Raw genomic sequence first — 15693 nt, 5'->3', positions numbered from 1 at the left:
CGAAGGGCTTGGGCAGGTAGTCGTCGGCACCGAGTTCGATGCCGACGACGCGGTCCATCACGTCACCGCGCGCGGTGAGCATCAGGATCGGCACGTCGCTGAAGCGGCGGATCTCGCGGCACAGCTGGAAGCCGTCCATCTCGGGCAGCATCACGTCGAGGATCGCGAGGTCGTAGCCGTCGCCGCGCAGCAGCCGCAGGCCCTCGCTCGGCCGCGTGGCGGCATCGAGCTCGAGGTCGAAGCGGCCGAAATACGCGCGCAGCGGCGGCGCCAGGTGGGCGTCGTCGTCGATCAAGAGGATGCGAGGCATGGCGCGGATTGTCGTAGCCCGGATGCCAATCCGGGACGGTGCCTCAACTCCACGGCCCGTGCCGTTGCTGGAGAAAGTCCCGCACCTGCCGCTGCTGCTCCGGCCGCAGGCTGTCGTAGAAATCGCCGACCGCCGCCACCAGCTTCGGGCTGCCGTCGCGCACGCTCGCGAGCTTGCTGTTGATCAGGTCCTGCGCATGCCAGCGGTCGAAGGTGCCGTCGCCCATCAGCGCGCGGAACTCCGCGCGCGGGTCGGCGTTGCCGCGCAGCGCCTGGCGCTGCTGCTGCAGCGTGTCGATCAGCACGCCCAGGCGGGCCTGCTGCGCGGCATCGAGGTCGAGCCGGCGTGCCGCATGTTCGATTGCGCGGGCCTTGAAGCGGGCGACATCGGCCTCGCTCATCGATTCCCAGCGGCCGAAGCCGTGCGGGTGCTGCGACCAGGCGGCGAAGCCGCCGAACAGGGCCGAGGCGCCGAAGACGCCGATCAGGGTGCGTTTGAGCCAGGGGCGCATGAAGATTCCTCCTGCAGGTCGTGGTTGAACATGGCCTGCATCGTCGTCGCTGCTGCGCCCGGAGTGTTATCGCGGCGGTATCGCCGTGTATCGTTTCTTTTCAGGTTTCCTTTTCAGCGCACCGTGAACACGTAGCGCAGCGCCTGCTCGAAACGCTCGCCCGGCCGCAGCACGCAGCCCGGCCACTCCGGGTGGTTCGGCGTGTCGGGCGAGTACTGCGGCTCGAGCGCGAAGCCGGCGTGCTGCGCATAGGTGGCGCCGGCCACGCGGGTCGGCGTGCCGGGCAGGTAGTTGCCGCTGTAGACCTGCAGCGCCGGCAGCCGCGTGTGCAGCGCGAGCGCCACCCGGCCGTCGCCAGCCACCACCTCGGCGGCCGGCGCGCGGCCGTCGGCACAGCCGGCATCGAGCCAGTACGAGTGGTCGTAGCCGCGCGTGAGCTGCTGCTGTTCGTCGTGCATCAGCGCCTCGCCGATCGGGCGCGGCGTGCGGAAGTCGAAGCCGGTGCCGGCTACGTCGCGCCGCTCGCCGGTCGGGATCGAGCCGGCATCGACCGGCAGGAACTGCTGCGCCGCGATGCGCAGCCGGTGCGCGCGGATGTCGCCCCCGGGCGCATCGCCGTCGAGGTTGAAGTACGCGTGGTTGGTCAGGTTGACCGGGCACGGCGCGCTGACGGTGGCGGCGAACTCGACCAACACGCTCAGGTCGTCGCCGAGCCGGTAGCGCACCGTCGTCTCCATGCGGCCGGGGTAGCCCTGGTCGCCGTCTTCGCTGACGAGCGACAGCACCAGCTCGGTCGGCGTGTGCGAGACCAGCGTCCACAGCCGCTTGTCGAAGCCGACCGGCCCGCCGTGCAGCTGGTTGACGCCTTCGTTCGCGACCACCGTGACCTCGCGCCCGTCGAGCGGGAAGCGCGCGCCGCCGATGCGGTTGGCATAGCGGCCGATGGTGGCGCCGAGGTAGCCGGTCTGGCGGCGGTAGTCGTCCAGGCTGGCGCAGCCCAGCAGCACCTCGCGCGGCGCGGCGCCGGGCAGGGGCACGGTGCAGGACACCCAGGTGGCGCCATGGTCCATCACCTGGATGGACAGGCCGGCGTCGTTGCTCAGCGTGAAGACAGCGGTGTTGAAGGAGAGGTTCATGGGTGTAGGCAAAGGACTGCATCGAAATCAGCCCGCCAGTGTGCCTCGGGTTGCGGGCCCTCTGATAAGGTCGCCCGGATGCACGCCTTCCACCTCCTGCTGCTGGCGAGCGGGCTGTTGATGTTCGTCAGCCTGCTCGCGGGGGTGTTCTCGGCGCGGCTCGGCCTGTCGTTCCTGCTGGTGTTCCTCGCCGCGGGCATGCTGATCRGCGTCGACGGCCCGGGCGGCCTGCGCTTCGACGACACGCAGATGACGGCCTGGGTCGGCAATGCCGCGCTGGCGGTGATCCTGCTCGAAGGCGGCATCAGCACACCGATGGCCAGCGTGCGCGCCGGCCTCAAGCCTGCTCTGTGGCTCGCGACGCTCGGCGTCGTGCTGACGGCGCTGATGGTCGGCGCGGTCGCGATGGCGGTGCTGCAGGTCGACTGGCGCTACGGCTTCCTGCTCGGCGCGATCGTCGCGTCGACCGATGCGGCGGCGGTGTTCTCGCTGCTGCGCCATGCCGGCATCCAGCTGCCGGAGCGGGTGTCCTCGACGCTCGAGATGGAGTCGGGCCTGAACGATCCGATGGCGGTGTTCCTGACGCTCGCGATGACGGCCGTGATCCGCTCGAACGCCGGGCCGGGCGAGCTGGCGCTGCTGCTGGTGCAACAGGCGGGCTTCGGCCTCGCGATCGGGCTGGCCGGCGGCTGGGGCGTGGCCTGGCTGCTGAACCGGCTGACGCTGACGGTCGAGCACAGCGGGCTGCTGGCGCTGATCGTGCTGTCGGGCGGGCTGGCGGTGTTCGCCGCGGCGGGGCTGGTCGAGGGTTCGGGCTTCCTTGCGGTCTACCTGTTCGGGCTGCAGGTGCGCGCGCGTGCCGAGGCGGCGGCGCATGGCGCGTCGTCGGCGCTCGACGGCTTTGCGTGGGCCGCGCAGGCGAGCCTGTTCGTGCTGCTCGGGCTGCTGGTGTCGCCGCGGCAGATGCTCGACATGGCGGTGCCGATCGTCGCGGTGGTGGCGGCGCTGCTGTTCGTCGCGCGGCCGCTGGCGGTGTGGCTGTGCCTGGCGCCGCTGCGCTTTCCGGCGGCGCAGAGCCTGTTCATCGGCTGGGTCGGCCTGCGCGGCGCGGTGCCGATCGTGCTGGCGCTGTTCCCGCTGATGGCGCGCGTGCCCGACAGCTACCGCTTCTTCAACGTCGCGTTCGGCGTGGTGCTGGCGTCGCTGCTGATGCAGGGCATCTCGCTGCGCTGGGTGGCACACCGGCTCGGTGTCGTCGAGCCGCCGGCGCTGCCGCCGGACACCGAACGCGCGGTGCAGGGCCGGCTGACGCTCGATGCGAACCTGCCGCTGGCCGACGTGTTCGAGTTCTTCCAGCTGCCGGTGCCGCACAGCGGCGGGCCGTCGCTCGGCGACTGGCTGACCGACAACCTGGCGCGCGGGCATGCCGAGGGCGACAGCGTCGACTGGCATGGCGCGCACTTCCGGGTCAGCGAGATGGCGGACGGGCGGGTCACGCGCGTGGCGCTGGCGTTGCGCCCGCGGGACCCGCAAGCGCAATGACACTGGGCGCGCGCTGGTTCGCGCAGCGCGGCTGGAAGCCGTTCGCGTTCCAGCGCCAGGTCTGGGCCGCGCTGGCCAAGGGGCGCAGCGGCCTGCTGCATGCCACCACCGGCGCCGGCAAGACCTATGCGGTGTGGTTCGGCGCGCTCGCGAATGCCGCGCGCCTCGGCATCGACCCGCTGGCGCCGCAGCCGCCGCCGCTCGGCGTGCTGTGGATCACCCCGATGCGCGCGCTGGCCGCCGATTCGGCGCGCGCGCTGCAGGTGCCGCTGACCGAGCTGGGCAGCGGCTGGAGCCTGGGGCTGCGCACCGGCGACACGCCGTCGGCCGAGCGCGCGCGGCAGGACCGGCGTTTTCCGAGCGTGCTCGTGACGACGCCCGAATCGCTGAGCCTGATGCTGACCCGCGAGGCCGCGCGCGACGAACTCGCCGGCGTGCACACCGTGATCGTCGACGAATGGCACGAGCTGATGGGCAACAAGCGCGGCGTGCAGGTGCAGCTGGCGCTGGCGCGCCTGAAGCGCTGGAACCCGGGCCTCGCGACCTGGGGCCTGAGCGCGACGCTCGGCAACCTGGACGATGCGATGCGCGTGCTGCTCGGCGACACGCCCGGCACGAAAGTGCAGGGCAGCCTCGACAAGACGCTGGTGATCGACACGCTGCTGCCGCACGAGCCCGGCCGCTTCTCATGGGGCGGCCACCTCGGCAAGCAGATGCAGCAGCCGGTGGTCGACGAGATCGAGCGCTCCGGCACGACGCTGGTGTTCGTCAACATGCGCTCGCAGGCCGAGGCCTGGTACCAGATGCTGATCGAGCAGCGGCCTGAATGGGCCGGCAGCGTCGCGCTGCACCACGGCTCGCTCGACCCTGCCGTGCGCGAGTGGGTGGAGCTGGGGTTGAAGGAAGGGCGGCTGAAGGCGGTGGTCGCGACCTCGTCGCTGGACCTGGGCGTCGACTTCCTGCCGGTCGAGCGGGTGCTGCAGATCGGCTCGGCCAAGGGCATCGCGCGGCTGCTGCAGCGCGCCGGCCGCAGCGGCCATGCGCCGGGGCGGCCGAGCCGCATCACCCTCGTGCCCACCAACACGCTGGAGCTGGTGGAGGCGGTGGCCGCGCGCCGCGCGGCAAAGCAGGGCCGCATCGAGAAGCGTGCGACGCCCGACAAGCCGTTCGACGTGCTGGTGCAGCACCTGGTGACGGTGGCGCTCGGCGGCGGCTTCACGGCCGATGCGCTGTACGACGAGGTGCGCACAGCGCACGCCTACCGCACGCTGGCGCGCGACGAGTTCGACTGGGCGCTGGCCTTCGTCGAGCAGGGCGGCGCGAGCCTCGCGGCCTACCCGGAATACCACCGCGTGCAGGCGATCGACGGCGTGTATCGCGTGCCCGACCGCGGCATCGCGCGGCGCCACAAGCTGCAGGTGGGCACCATCGTCGCCGACTCGGCGATGCAGGTGAAGTACCTGAGCGGCGGGCGCATCGGCACGGTGGAGGAGGGCTTCATCGCGCGGCTGCGGGCCGGCGACTGCTTCGTCTTCGCGGGCCGCACGCTGGAGTACGTTCGCACGCAGGAGATGACGGCCTACGTGCGGCGTGCCGAGGGCCGCAAGGGCGTCGTGACGAACTGGAACGGCAGCAAGATGCCGCTGTCGAGCGAGCTGGCCGATGCGGTGCTGGAGGTGCTGGCCGCGGTCGACGCCGGCGATTTCGGTGCGCCGGAGCTGCAGGCCGCGCGGCCGATGCTGCAGGCGCAGCAGCGGCTCTCGCGGCTGCCGACGCCGGGCACGCTGCTGGTGGAGCGCATCCGCTCGCGCGAGGGGCAGCACCTGTTCCTGTACCCGTTCGGCGGGCGCAACGTGCACATCGGCCTGGCGAGCCTGCTGGCCTGGCGGCTCGCGCGCGACGCGCCCAACACCTTCAGCATTTCGATCAACGACTACGGGCTGGAGTTGCTGAGTGCGTTGCCGATCGACCCGCGGCCGCTGCTTGATGGTGAACTTTTCGGCGACGACGACCTGCTGGGCGACGTGCTCGCGAGCCTGAACTCCAGCGAGTTGGCGCGGCGGCGCTTTCGCGAGATCGCGCGGGTGGCGGGGCTGATCTTCACCGGCTACCCGGGGCAACCCAAGAGCGCGCGCCAGCTGCAGGCGTCGAGCACGCTGTTCTACGAGGTGTTCCGCAAGTACGACGCCGGCAACCGGCTGCTCGGGCAGGCGCAGACCGAGGTGCTGAGCCAGGAGCTTGATATCCGGCGCCTCGCCGCCAGCTTGGAGCGCATGCGGGGGCAGCGCATCGCGTTCGTCGAGCTCGAGGTGCCCAGCCCGTTCGCGCTGCCACTGATGGTGGAGCGCTTTCGAGAGAAACTCACCACCGAGAAGCTCAACGACCGCCTGGCCCGCATGCTCAAGGACATGGAGCGTGCGGCCGATTCGTAGTGTCAACAGTCCCCAGGACCCCCGATGATGTTGCGCAAATCCCGGCTGCTGCGCGCAGCCAACACCGCTCGGCTGGCCACCTACCTGATCGCGCTGTGGAAGCTGTTCAAGCACCCGCAGGCGCCGCGCGGCGCGAAGCTCGTCGCGGTGGCGGTGATCGCCTATGCGGTCAGCCCGATCGACCTGATCCCGGATTTCATCCCGGTGCTCGGGCAGCTGGACGACCTGCTGATCATCCCGCTGGGCGTCGCGCTGGTGCGCAAGATGACGCCCGATCCGCTGTGGCAGGCGTTGCTGGTCGAGGCCGAACGCACGCGCGAGAAGCTGCCGCGGTGGTGGTGGGGCGCGCTGCTGGTGGTTCTGGTGTGGCTGCTGTTGTTCGGCGCGTTCGTCTGGTGGCTGGTGCGCGGGATCTTCGGCGGTTGATGTTGCGCATGAGGTGGCTGGGTGGGGTGTGGTTGGCCGCGCTGCTGGCGGCGGGGCCGGTGCAGGCCGCCAGCGGCGTCGTGACCCACGTGACCGATGGCGACACGCTGTGGGTGCGGGTCGATGGCGCGTCGCCCCGGGCGAAGCCGACGAAGCTGCGCCTGCAGGGCATCGATGCGCCGGAGCACTGCCAGGCCTGGGGACCGCAGGCGACCGAGGCGCTGGCGCGGCGCGTGCTGCACCGGCGTGTGCGGTTCGAGACGACGGCGCACGACCGCTACCACCGCAGCATCGCCCGCGTGTCGATCGATGGCGACGACGTGGCGGCCTGGATGGTGGCGCAAGGGCATGCGTGGAGCGACCATTTCCGGCGGCGCGAGGGTGGGCGGTACGGCGCACTCGAAGCGCAGGCGAAGGCCGCGCGGCGCGGGCTGTTCGCACAGCCTGGCGCGGTCGAGCCGCGGGTCTTTCGTAGGATGCACGGTCGCTGCGAGGTGATCGCGCACTGACCGTTACATCGTTTGCCGCCGTACATGGCTGATCGATGACATTGCCGCCCTACCATCCGCGCCAGTCCAACAGGGAGCGTCGATGAGCAGGACGATCAGGCGCTTCGCGCGAGGGGGTGTCATGGCCGCGTGCAGCGTGGCGGCGGCCTGCGTGGTGTTGAGCGCTTGCGGCGGCGGAGGCGACGGTGGCGAGGCCCCGTCCACGCCGGACCCCGGACCGCCGGCACCGAGCGGGCTCACCTTGACCGGCAAGGTGATGCGCGGCCCGCTGCAGGGCGCGCTGGTGTGCATCGATGCGAACGACGATCTGCGGTGCGATGGCGACGAGCCGGTGGCCGAGACCGATGCGCAAGGCCGCTACACGCTGGTGCTGAGTGCGGCGCAGGCGGCGCTGCTGGCGACTGCGCGGCTGGTGGCGCAGGTGCCGGCGTCGGCGATCGATGCATCGACCGGCACGCCGGTGGGCGACGAGCATGTGCTGCTGGCGAGGCCGTACGAGGCGGGCCGCACGGCGTATCTCTTCACGCCGGTGCGCACGCGCGTCGAGCAGCTGGTGTGGGGCGGTGTGGCGCGCGAAGAGGCCGAGGCTGTTGTCCGGCGCGGAGCGGGCCTGGTCGACCTGGCGCTCGATGACGACTACATCGCGGCGGCCGACGGATTGCATCGCGACGAGGCGGTGTCGGTGCACGAGCAGGCGGTGGCCTGGTTCGGCCAGCAGACGCGCGGGCTGATGGCGATGCTGCACCGGCCGTCGGACGCCTGGTTCAACGCGCAGGCGGGGGCGGGGGTGTTCGAGCTGTCGGCCGATCCGGGCCGCGACGGCCCGGTGTACACGGCGACCGCGACGAACCTGGTGGCCGGGCCGGTGACGGGCGCGATGCTGGCGTCGCGAAGCCGCTGGAGTTTCGATCCGGCCGTCGACACCGCGTTTCACGGCTATGCGCCGATCAGCGAACGATCGGATTTTCTCGATGAGACCGCGGGCTGGCTGGAGGGCGATCCGCAAGGGACGCTCGCGCAGCGGCTGGACGCGGGGCGCGTGCTGCAACTGCGAAGCGGTGTCGCGATCGCGGCCGAGTTGCGCGACGTGGAGGAACTGGCGGGCCGCGCGATCGCGCGCGACGACGTGGGCGGCAGCGCCGACGTGGCGGTGAGCGGCAGCTGGCCCGACGGCGCACAGCGCTACCGGCACCATGCCCGCGTGCAGTGGCGCACCGGTGGGTACGCGCGGGTGCACGAGGAGGGCGAGCCGTTCGGGATGACGCTCGCGAGCCTCGACCAGTTCATCGCGCTGCGCCAGGTGCAGCCCGACGGCAGCGGCTCATGGCGCGCGCTGCGCGGGGTGGACGCGAGTGCGGTGGAGATGGGCTTCGACGGCGCGGGTGGCGTGGTCTTCCGCGACAGCTCGACGCTGCAGCCGCTGGGCGGCGCCGCGGTCGAGACCTTCACGTTCGGCGGCGTGCCGGTGCTGCGCGTGCCGCTGAGCGAGCAGGCCAGTGCGGCGGAGTTCGGCGTGCTCGGGGTCAGCCTGTATTTCGCGGTGTACAGGGGGGTGCATCAGCTGGACATGGTGGAGGCGGGGTGGATGGAGGTGGGTGCGGAGGGGCGGGGGGTGAACCGCCCTGGTGTGGATGCGCTGACGCACGCTGTGGGCGTGCCTGCGATCGGGCGCTGAGGTCAGCCGAAGATGCCGATGGCTTCCAGCCCTTCCGAATATTCTTCCGATGTCTTGTTGCCGCCGTTGACCTTGCCCTTGCCCTTCGGTGCAAGCCGAGGGGAGGAATCCTCGCTTTTGTCGCTGCGCGCAGATTGGYTGCCACGGACCTCGCCCGGGACCGTGGTGGTGACATTGGAGCCACTTCCATGCCTGTGGTTGAGCTTTGATCCGTCCGTGCCGTCGCACTCGGTATCCGTGTTGGCTCCGGAATCACTCTCCGACAGTCCATCGACAGCGGTCGACTCGCTACCGCTTGAAGAGTCTTTCTTGGTCGCGTCGTAGCGCGGTGGCGCCAGCCTTGATTTCCGGAGGGTCGCGATGGGATCTGGATCCAACCTGCCCGGCATCCGAGTCGGAGGACTCGCCCACTTCCGCAGGAGCTTCGTTGAAAACAACGGCACGGGCTTCACCGCCTGGTCCCACATCTCTCCGAGGACCGAGGTTTCACACTCGTAGTCGAAAGGCGGAGGCAGGTCGTCCACATCGATCTGGGGGGGTATGAGGGTGTCGAAATCCTCGGCTCGCCGTCGCAGGGATGACGCGCTGAACACCGGCATGAAATCTCGTTCCCCCTTCTTCTGGATTCCGCTGTTGGGTGGCACGACCACGCCGGCCACCTTGTAGGCAGCGCGCATGTCGTTCTTCAGCTTCGTGTTCCTGTAGGAGTAGCCGGAGGTCGAGCCGCAGACGGGACCGACACAGGAGAACAGGCTGCCGACCAGGTCGATCCAGTCGGAGCAGGGGTTGTCGAAGCCGGCAATCAACTGGGTGGTGCTCGACGCCACGGTGATCCCCGCCTTGATCGCGAAGAAGCTGCCATTGCCTCCCACGCCATTGGCAAACGCAACGCCGCCCTTGCTTGCAATCTGCGGGCCATTTCCGGTGCGAACGCGGATTTCGGTTTCGGCGCCCCATCGAATGAGGCGCTCGTCACACCACCTGGCGCGCGCTTCATTGTCACAGGCGATGCCGTCATACAGGAACCGCGCGTGGCTGAGGGACCCGATGAGCACTTGCATGACCTGAGCATCCAAGAGATCTTCCTCGTGGAGAGCGTGCAGGTTCCCCTCTTCCGCGTACTTGGCCGCGAGATCAGTTTTGCCGAGCATTTCCAGCAAGTGATTGACTTGGCCGACCGCAGACCCTGACGCATTGACTTTGCTCAGCGCATAGCCGACGAAATCATCGATGGCGCTCCTTGTCGTCTCGACGGAGCCTCGGTCGGGGGAGTCATCGCTGTTGGAGGTACTTGCGTCGCAGCTGCTGTCCGCCTTTTTCTTGGGTTTCTTTTCCTCGTCCTCCCTTTCCTTGATGAGGGCATTGAACTTTTTCTGGAGTCCCGCATACGTCAAGGGAACGCTTCGCTCGCCGGGCCTGCCGGGAATTTCTTTCAGCGCATCAGCGCTCTTGATGTGGCCGATGATGGCCGACATGAGAACGCTGCTGCGAAATTTCAGGACCTTGTTCATTGTTTTCATTCGCGTCATGAACGGACCGATCACCAGTTTGTCCAGCTTGTTTCGATCGATCCTGAGGCTGTTCTCCCGATTGAGGTTGCCCCGCTCGGTCTGGCTGATCAACGCAAACAAGCTGGCAATCTTGTTGCAATGGTCCCCTCCGGATGCGGATCCCTGCGTGGATCGATAGAACAACACCTGCGTGAGGCTCAATGTCGCCGAAACAACGCTTGCGGTGATCTTGCCGGCGTCGTAGCCGCTCGCGTGGGAAGCGATTTCATGTCCAGCCTTGACGACCGAGGCAAGGCCGTTGGACATGTTCAGCATGCTGCGCACCCACTTCCCGTCACCGACGTGGTGCTGAACGTTCGTTCGTGTCATCCGATCTCCGACCGCCAGTTCGTCGATCAACCGAGTCCGGTGCGTCCGCAGATCTTCATGTACCCCTGACGAGGCGGGGGGGGCGTCGCTGTCAATCGACCTATCAATGGTCAAGGCCTTCAGCAAGTCCGTGATCAAGTCGCGATGGTCGGTGAGTCTTTGCAGCCTCAGTTTCTCAGGGCCTGCCAGCTCCAGGGCTTTGCCGCCATCGTCCTTCTTCTTCCCCTGCTCGATCAACTGATCGGTGTGCGTCTTTCGCCGCTCCAGCTTCTCCTTCATGGTCTCGATGGCACCGCGCCCGTTCAGGCTCGCCTCGATGACTTTCTTGACGAGCTTGAGATCCCGTTTGACATGAGCCATCGAAGGAGGGGGCGCGTCGTTGCCGTCCCAGTCCTTGTAGCTGACGGTGGGTTGATCGGGCATGAACCGGGGCGCAACAAAGGCCGTTTCCTGTACGACCTTGCTTTGATTCGTGCCACTTCCCACGATCCCGACACAGCACGTGACGAACGACTGGAGGACCGCATAGGCAATGTTGAAGCTTGCCTTTGCAGTCTTCAATGCAATGGCGTGGGTGGGCGCTGCCACCGCTGCGATGTCGAGAACCAACCCCAGGAGGGTCTTTGCAATCAGGAGCCCGCTGCTGAGGTCATTCACGAACACCGACGGATCAACATAGGCCTCGCCCATGTTCTTGCATCGATCCTTTGTTTCGTTGGTCCAATCGTCTTTGGTGGCCAATCCGTAGGCTTGTGCAAGCAGGGTGCCGAGTGCAGTTACACGTTTTTCAATGTCGTGTTGATTGGTACGGCCGAGTTGCCGGTCTGCGCGCAGTTGCTGATAGCCGAGGCGGTACTCGTTCATCAGCCTCTTGAAGTCCGAGTCGGGCGTGAACTTCTTGCTCCAAGTCGTTCGTTCGGCTTGGATGGCCTCGTCCAGCACCTTGATGGTTGCCTCAAGCGCTTCGTGAGCGGCGTCTCCCTCGGTCAACATCGATTGAACAGCCGTGCTCACTGAGACCTTGCTTCTTTTCTTTAGAGTCGGGCCTGATTGCATCTGCTCGTCTGTCGAACTCTCATCGCTGCCGCCATGATCTTTGGCATTGCTGATGTCTTCAGTCGGAGCACGCCAGGTTTTGAAGCAATCGAACATGGTGGGTAGGAACTTCAGGTTTTGGAGAGGGCGAGCGCCATCGGAATCGGGCTCGTCCGCTGGAATCAACGGGCTTCTTCGCCGAACAGGAACGGGCGCCACCTCCGGACGGCAGCCGCGAGGCGCACCGCGCGGGCGTACAGCTCCTCGGCGCTTGCGATGTCGAGGTCGTGCGTCTCGGCGCAGGTGACTTCCGCGGTGTCGGGGTGGATGCTGAAGCCGCTGCTCTGCAAGGTGCAGAACTGGAAGTTCAGATGAAGCAACCGCTCGTACAGAAGCGCTTCATGCCCCGATGGAACAGCCCCCATCCGGCACTCGATGACCAGCTGATCGCCGGCGCGGACACCGGTGACGCGAGTCAGTGACAACGACTCCCCTTGCACGGTGAAGTCGATCGTCAGAAAGGGCGTCGGGTGGTCCGATGGGGTGGACAGGGCACTGCTCTGCATGCTGACGGCTCCCGTCTCGTCCATCAATGGCAGATCGCTCGGGGCATCGTGGCCCGCCAGTGATCGACCCAGGGAATCAGGCCCTCCATCGTTCCGAGCACGCCTGTCGCGGTGGCACCTTGCAAGGGCGACAGGACGCTGTAGATCAGTTCCCGCGTGTCGGTATCCAATACGAACATGCCGGCGCCCTGCCGCGCCAGGACGTGGTTCATCTCCAGCGCCGCGCGCATCAACTCATCGGCCGGTGGTTCCTGGGGGAGGGTGCAGAAGGAGCACTGCAGGGCAAACCTGCCGATGCTGTCGTCAGGATCCTCGTGCAGCAGCCGGAACCCGACATCGCGCAATTGCAGCGTCGTCTGCCAGCCTCCCTCGAACGCGTCGCCAACGGGTGGCAGCGTCTGCCCGCGCAAGCGGTAGAGCGATTCCGTCAGCTCGATGAAGTGCCTTCGCCACAGGCGAATCTCGGTCGTCATGGTGTCTCCTGCAAGTCTTTTATGGCTGCAGGTGACATCTCCGCAGCATCTTGCAGGTTGAGTAACAGCGCCGGTCCGCCGGTTCCCTGCGAAAGGGTCGGCGGTACGCTCCTACTTCCGCATCAACGTACTCTTCCCGAACAACGACTCGATCAGGTCCACCGCCACCTCCGCCGTCCGGTTGCGCACGTCCAGCGCCGGGTTCAGCTCCATCACGTCGAGCGAGCCGAGCCGGCCGGTGTCGGCGATCATCTCCATGCACAGCTGCGCTTCGCGGTAGGTCGGCCCGCCGCGCACCGTGGTGCCCACGCCGGGCGCCACGTCGGGGTCGAGGAAGTCCACGTCGAAGCTCACGTGCAAATGCGTGTTCGCATCCAGCGTCGCCAGCGCCAGCTCCATCGCATGCCGCATCCCCATCTCGTCGATGTAGCGCATGTCGAACACCTCCAGGTCCATCTCGTGCACGAAGCGCTTCTCGCCCTCGTCGACGCTGCGGATGCCGATCTGCCGGATCCACTTCGGGTTGATCGCCGGCACGTGCCCGCCGATCTCGATCAGCTCCTTCGGGCCGTGCCCGCACAGGCACGCTACCGGCATGCCGTGCAGGTTGCCGCTCGGCGTCAGGATGTTGGTGTTGAAATCGGCATGCGCGTCGAGCCACAGGATGCGCAGCTTCTTGCCCGTCTCGCGGCAGTGCCGCGACACCGCGCTGATCGACCCCAGCCCCAGGCAGTGGTCGCCGCCCAGCAGGATCGGCAGCCGCCCCAGCACCAGCTCGGCATGCACCGCGGTGTGCACCGCCTGGTTCCAGGCCACCACCTCGTGCAGGTGGCGGTAGCCGTCGACCGGCGGCAGCCACGGGTTCGACGGGCCGGCCAGGTTGCCGCGGTCGGCCACCTCCAGCCCGTGGCCTTCGAGCACCGGCACGATGTTGGCCACGCGCAAGGCCTCCGGCCCCATGCTCGAGCCGCGCGTGCCGGCGCCGATGTCGGTCGGCGCGCCGATGATGCTGATCTGTTTGCTCATGTCAGAGGTCCGTCGCGAAATGGTTCTTGTCGTCAGGGTCCACCTCGGCAAGCGCCATGCCGTACTCGGCCTCCAGCACGCTCCACGCCTCCTCCGCCGTCTCGACGAAGCGGAACAGCTGCAGGTCGACCTCGCTGATCATGCCGGTCTGCACCAGCAGTTCGAAGTTGATCAGCTGCGTCCAGAACTCGCGCCCGAACAGCAGGATCGGCCGGCGCCGGCACTTGCCGGTCTGGATCAGTGTCAGCGCCTCGAACATCTCGTCGAGCGTGCCGAAGCCGCCGGGGAAGCACACCAGCCCGATGCTGCGCATCAGGAAGTGCATCTTGCGCATGCCGAAGTAGTGGAACTGGAAGCACAGCTCCGGCGTGATGTAGGGGTTCGGTGCCTGCTCGTGCGGCAGCACGATGTTCAGCCCGATGCTCTTGCCGCCCACCTCGTAGGCACCGCGGTTGCCCGCCTCCATGATGCCGGGGCCGCCGCCGGTCACCACATAGATCGGCGTGGCGAGCGTCTTCGACCTCAGCGTGACGATCTCGGCGAACTTGCGCGCCTCATCGTAGAAGCGCGACATCGCCACGTGCCGCTCGGCGATGCGCAGCGCCGTGGCATCGCCGGCGGCCTGCGCGTCGCCCAGCAGGCGCTGCGCGACCTCCGGCGACACGATGCGCGCGCTGCCGAAGATCACGATCGTCGATTCGATGCCCTGCTCGCTCTGCACGAGCTCCGGTTTCAGCAGCTCCAGCTGCATGCGCACCGGGCGCAGTTCCTCGCGCAGCAGGAAGGTGGTGTCGGTGAACGCCAGCCGGTAGGCGCTCTCGGGGCCGTCGTAGCGGCTGGCCGGGGCCTGGGGCTTGTCGGCCTCCTGGCGGGCTGACGGGAAATTGCGGGCGGTGAGGTCGGTTCTCTTGTCCATGGGGCGCAGCTTAACGCCGCCGGGGGTGTGAATTTCGGGTGTGAATCAGCCGGTTTGCGAGAGCAAGGCCGCGAAGGCCTCGCGCATCGCCGGGGTGCTGGCGGCGAGCGAGCGGCTCTCGAGCAGCGGCCGCCCGTCGCGCGCCTCGATCCCGGCCCCCGCCTCGCGCAGCAGCACGATGCCGGCGGCGGCATCCCAGGCGCCCATGTCGTGCTCCCAGAACGCGTCGATCCTGCCCGCCGCCAGGTAGGCCAGCTCCAGCGCCATCGAGCCGGAGCGCCGCACGCCGCCGAAGCTGCGCAGCACGCGGCCGAACTCGCCCAGGTAGCTCGCCATGCGCGGCGACGTGGGCTTGGGGAACACCGTCGCGGCCAGCGCATCGMTCGGCCGGGCCCGCTCGGCGCACTGCAGCGCCGCGCCGTTCAGCCGCGCGCCGCGCCCGCGGATCGCCGCGAAGAACTCGTTGCGGCAGGGGTCGAAGATCGTCCCCACCACCGGCTCGCCCCCCACCACCAGCGCCACCGACACCGCGTACTGCGGGTAGCCGCGCAGGTAGTTGGCGGTGCCGTCCAGCGGATCGACCACCCACAGCGGCGGGTCGCCGTCACCCGCGGCAACGGCTTCCCGTCGGCCAGTTTCCTCGCCGAGGAAGGCATGGCCCGGGTAGGCGCGGCGCACCACGTCGTGGATCAACTGCTCGGCCTCGTGGTCGATCTCGCTGGCCAGGTCGCCCGGCTGCTTGCGCATCAGCGCCACCGCGTTCAGCCGCGAGCGCGAGGCCTGCAGGTGGGCGCCGGCCGCGCGCGCCGCGCGTTCGGCCACCTTGTAGGCGGCGAGCAGGTCCAGCGGGCCATTGGCAAAAGCGTCGGCAACAGTATCGGCAACAGCGGTCATCGGGCAGCATCCTTCCGGGACAACAGGCTCACGTAGTCGTGCTGGGCGGTGTTGATGGTCGATTCGCGGTGCTCCACCGGCTTGTCGCCGAAGGTCAGCGCGACGCGGTGCACCTGCATCACCGGCAGCCCGGCCGCGATGCCGAGCAGTCGCCCCACATGCCGGTCGGCCGCCGCCGCGCGGRCGCGTTCGCGCGCATGCACGACGGTGATGCCGAACTCGTTCTGGTACAGCTGGTACAGCGTGCTCGGCCGCTCGCGCAGCCGCTTCTCGGTCAGCCCCTTGAAGAGGCTGGCCGGCAGCGTCAGCCGGTCGAGGATGACCGCGCGACCCTGCAGGAGGATGACCGCGCGACCCTGCAG

The 15693-nt window shown here is 68.2% G+C and carries 15 protein-coding genes; 5 read left to right on the top strand and 10 right to left on the bottom strand.

Annotation, left to right across the window (positions count from 1 at the left end; translation table 11 throughout):
- From AC1D01_RS04850 to galM, 3 genes are all read right to left on the bottom strand, one after another.
- Positions 1-310, bottom strand: a 310-nt coding sequence (locus tag AC1D01_RS04850) for a response regulator (RefSeq protein ID WP_477864945.1), incomplete at its 3' end; no start/stop codon positions are given.
- 43 nt (positions 311-353) lie between these two features.
- Entirely contained in the window at positions 354-821 is a 468-nt protein-coding gene (locus AC1D01_RS04845) for a Spy/CpxP family protein refolding chaperone (RefSeq protein WP_047503155.1), read from the bottom strand.
- A 113-nt stretch (positions 822-934) separates the two neighbouring features.
- Complete coding sequence (gene galM / locus AC1D01_RS04840; protein ID WP_477864944.1) at positions 935-1957, bottom strand: galactose-1-epimerase; 1023 nt, start codon at positions 1955-1957, stop codon at positions 935-937.
- Positions 1958-2035: 78 nt separating this feature from the next.
- Between galM and AC1D01_RS04835 the strand changes: the two genes are divergently transcribed.
- From AC1D01_RS04835 to AC1D01_RS04815, 5 genes are all read left to right on the top strand, one after another.
- Positions 2036-3499: a potassium/proton antiporter gene (locus AC1D01_RS04835; RefSeq protein ID WP_477864943.1), complete on the top strand. Its 1464-nt coding sequence runs from the start codon at positions 2036-2038 to the stop codon at positions 3497-3499.
- Positions 3496-5931: a ligase-associated DNA damage response DEXH box helicase gene (locus tag AC1D01_RS04830; protein WP_477864942.1), complete on the top strand. Its 2436-nt coding sequence runs from the start codon at positions 3496-3498 to the stop codon at positions 5929-5931. The genes AC1D01_RS04835 and AC1D01_RS04830 overlap by 4 nt, the downstream gene beginning before the upstream one ends.
- Before the next feature lie 24 nt (positions 5932-5955).
- Positions 5956-6357 carry a YkvA family protein gene (locus AC1D01_RS04825; protein ID WP_477864941.1) on the top strand — a complete coding sequence of 134 codons (402 nt, stop codon included), beginning with the start codon at positions 5956-5958 and terminating at the stop codon, positions 6355-6357.
- An 8-nt stretch (positions 6358-6365) separates the two neighbouring features.
- Positions 6366-6866: a thermonuclease family protein gene (locus AC1D01_RS04820; protein ID WP_477864940.1), complete on the top strand. Its 501-nt coding sequence runs from the start codon at positions 6366-6368 to the stop codon at positions 6864-6866.
- A gap of 82 nt (positions 6867-6948) precedes the next feature.
- Entirely contained in the window at positions 6949-8541 is a 1593-nt protein-coding gene (locus AC1D01_RS04815; RefSeq protein ID WP_477864939.1) for a hypothetical protein, read from the top strand.
- Positions 8542-8543: 2 nt separating this feature from the next.
- Here the strand turns inward: AC1D01_RS04815 and AC1D01_RS04810 are convergent, their stop codons facing one another.
- The 7 genes from AC1D01_RS04810 to AC1D01_RS04780 all read right to left on the bottom strand — a co-directional run.
- A complete protein-coding gene (locus AC1D01_RS04810; RefSeq protein ID WP_477864938.1) occupies positions 8544-11573 on the bottom strand; it encodes a hypothetical protein in 3030 nt (1009 codons plus the stop codon).
- Between the two features lie 65 nt (positions 11574-11638).
- Positions 11639-12022, bottom strand: coding sequence for a CesT family type III secretion system chaperone (locus AC1D01_RS04805; RefSeq protein WP_477864937.1), 384 nt, complete (start codon positions 12020-12022; stop codon positions 11639-11641).
- Between the two features lie 23 nt (positions 12023-12045).
- A complete protein-coding gene (locus AC1D01_RS04800) occupies positions 12046-12495 on the bottom strand; it encodes a type III secretion system chaperone family protein (RefSeq protein WP_477864936.1) in 450 nt (149 codons plus the stop codon).
- Positions 12496-12606: 111 nt separating this feature from the next.
- On the bottom strand, positions 12607-13521 hold the full coding sequence (gene rocF / locus AC1D01_RS04795) for an arginase (RefSeq protein WP_047503140.1): 915 nt from the start codon (positions 13519-13521) through the stop codon (positions 12607-12609).
- A 1-nt stretch (position 13522) separates the two neighbouring features.
- Entirely contained in the window at positions 13523-14437 is a 915-nt protein-coding gene (locus AC1D01_RS04790) for an LOG family protein (RefSeq protein ID WP_477864935.1), read from the bottom strand.
- A 45-nt stretch (positions 14438-14482) separates the two neighbouring features.
- Positions 14483-15331: an inositol monophosphatase family protein gene (locus AC1D01_RS04785; protein WP_477864934.1), complete on the bottom strand. Its 849-nt coding sequence runs from the start codon at positions 15329-15331 to the stop codon at positions 14483-14485.
- The coding region (locus tag AC1D01_RS04780; RefSeq protein ID WP_477864933.1) for a UTRA domain-containing protein at positions 15328-15693 on the bottom strand (366 nt) is incomplete at its 5' end. The genes AC1D01_RS04785 and AC1D01_RS04780, both read right to left, overlap by 4 nt.

This window comes from Rhizobacter sp. P3_B12 (assembly GCF_056402895.1).
This window is presented reverse-complemented; position numbering and strand designations above follow the sequence as displayed.

Bases quoted from the DNA above. Each gene is read 5' to 3' on its own strand.
- AC1D01_RS04845 (WP_047503155.1), bottom strand. From the start codon at position 821: ATGCGCCCCTGGCTCAAACGCACCCTGATCGGCGTCTTCGGCGCCTCG.
- galM (WP_477864944.1), bottom strand. From the start codon at position 1,957: ATGAACCTCTCCTTCAACACCGCTGTCTTCACGCTGAGCAACGACGCC.
- AC1D01_RS04830 (WP_477864942.1), top strand. From the start codon at position 3,496: ATGACACTGGGCGCGCGCTGGTTCGCGCAGCGCGGCTGGAAGCCGTTC.
- AC1D01_RS04825 (WP_477864941.1), top strand. From the start codon at position 5,956: ATGATGTTGCGCAAATCCCGGCTGCTGCGCGCAGCCAACACCGCTCGG.
- AC1D01_RS04820 (WP_477864940.1), top strand. From the start codon at position 6,366: ATGAGGTGGCTGGGTGGGGTGTGGTTGGCCGCGCTGCTGGCGGCGGGG.
- AC1D01_RS04815 (WP_477864939.1), top strand. From the start codon at position 6,949: ATGAGCAGGACGATCAGGCGCTTCGCGCGAGGGGGTGTCATGGCCGCG.
- AC1D01_RS04805 (WP_477864937.1), bottom strand. From the start codon at position 12,022: ATGCAGAGCAGTGCCCTGTCCACCCCATCGGACCACCCGACGCCCTTT.
- AC1D01_RS04800 (WP_477864936.1), bottom strand. From the start codon at position 12,495: ATGACGACCGAGATTCGCCTGTGGCGAAGGCACTTCATCGAGCTGACG.
- rocF (WP_047503140.1), bottom strand. From the start codon at position 13,521: ATGAGCAAACAGATCAGCATCATCGGCGCGCCGACCGACATCGGCGCC.
- AC1D01_RS04790 (WP_477864935.1), bottom strand. From the start codon at position 14,437: ATGGACAAGAGAACCGACCTCACCGCCCGCAATTTCCCGTCAGCCCGC.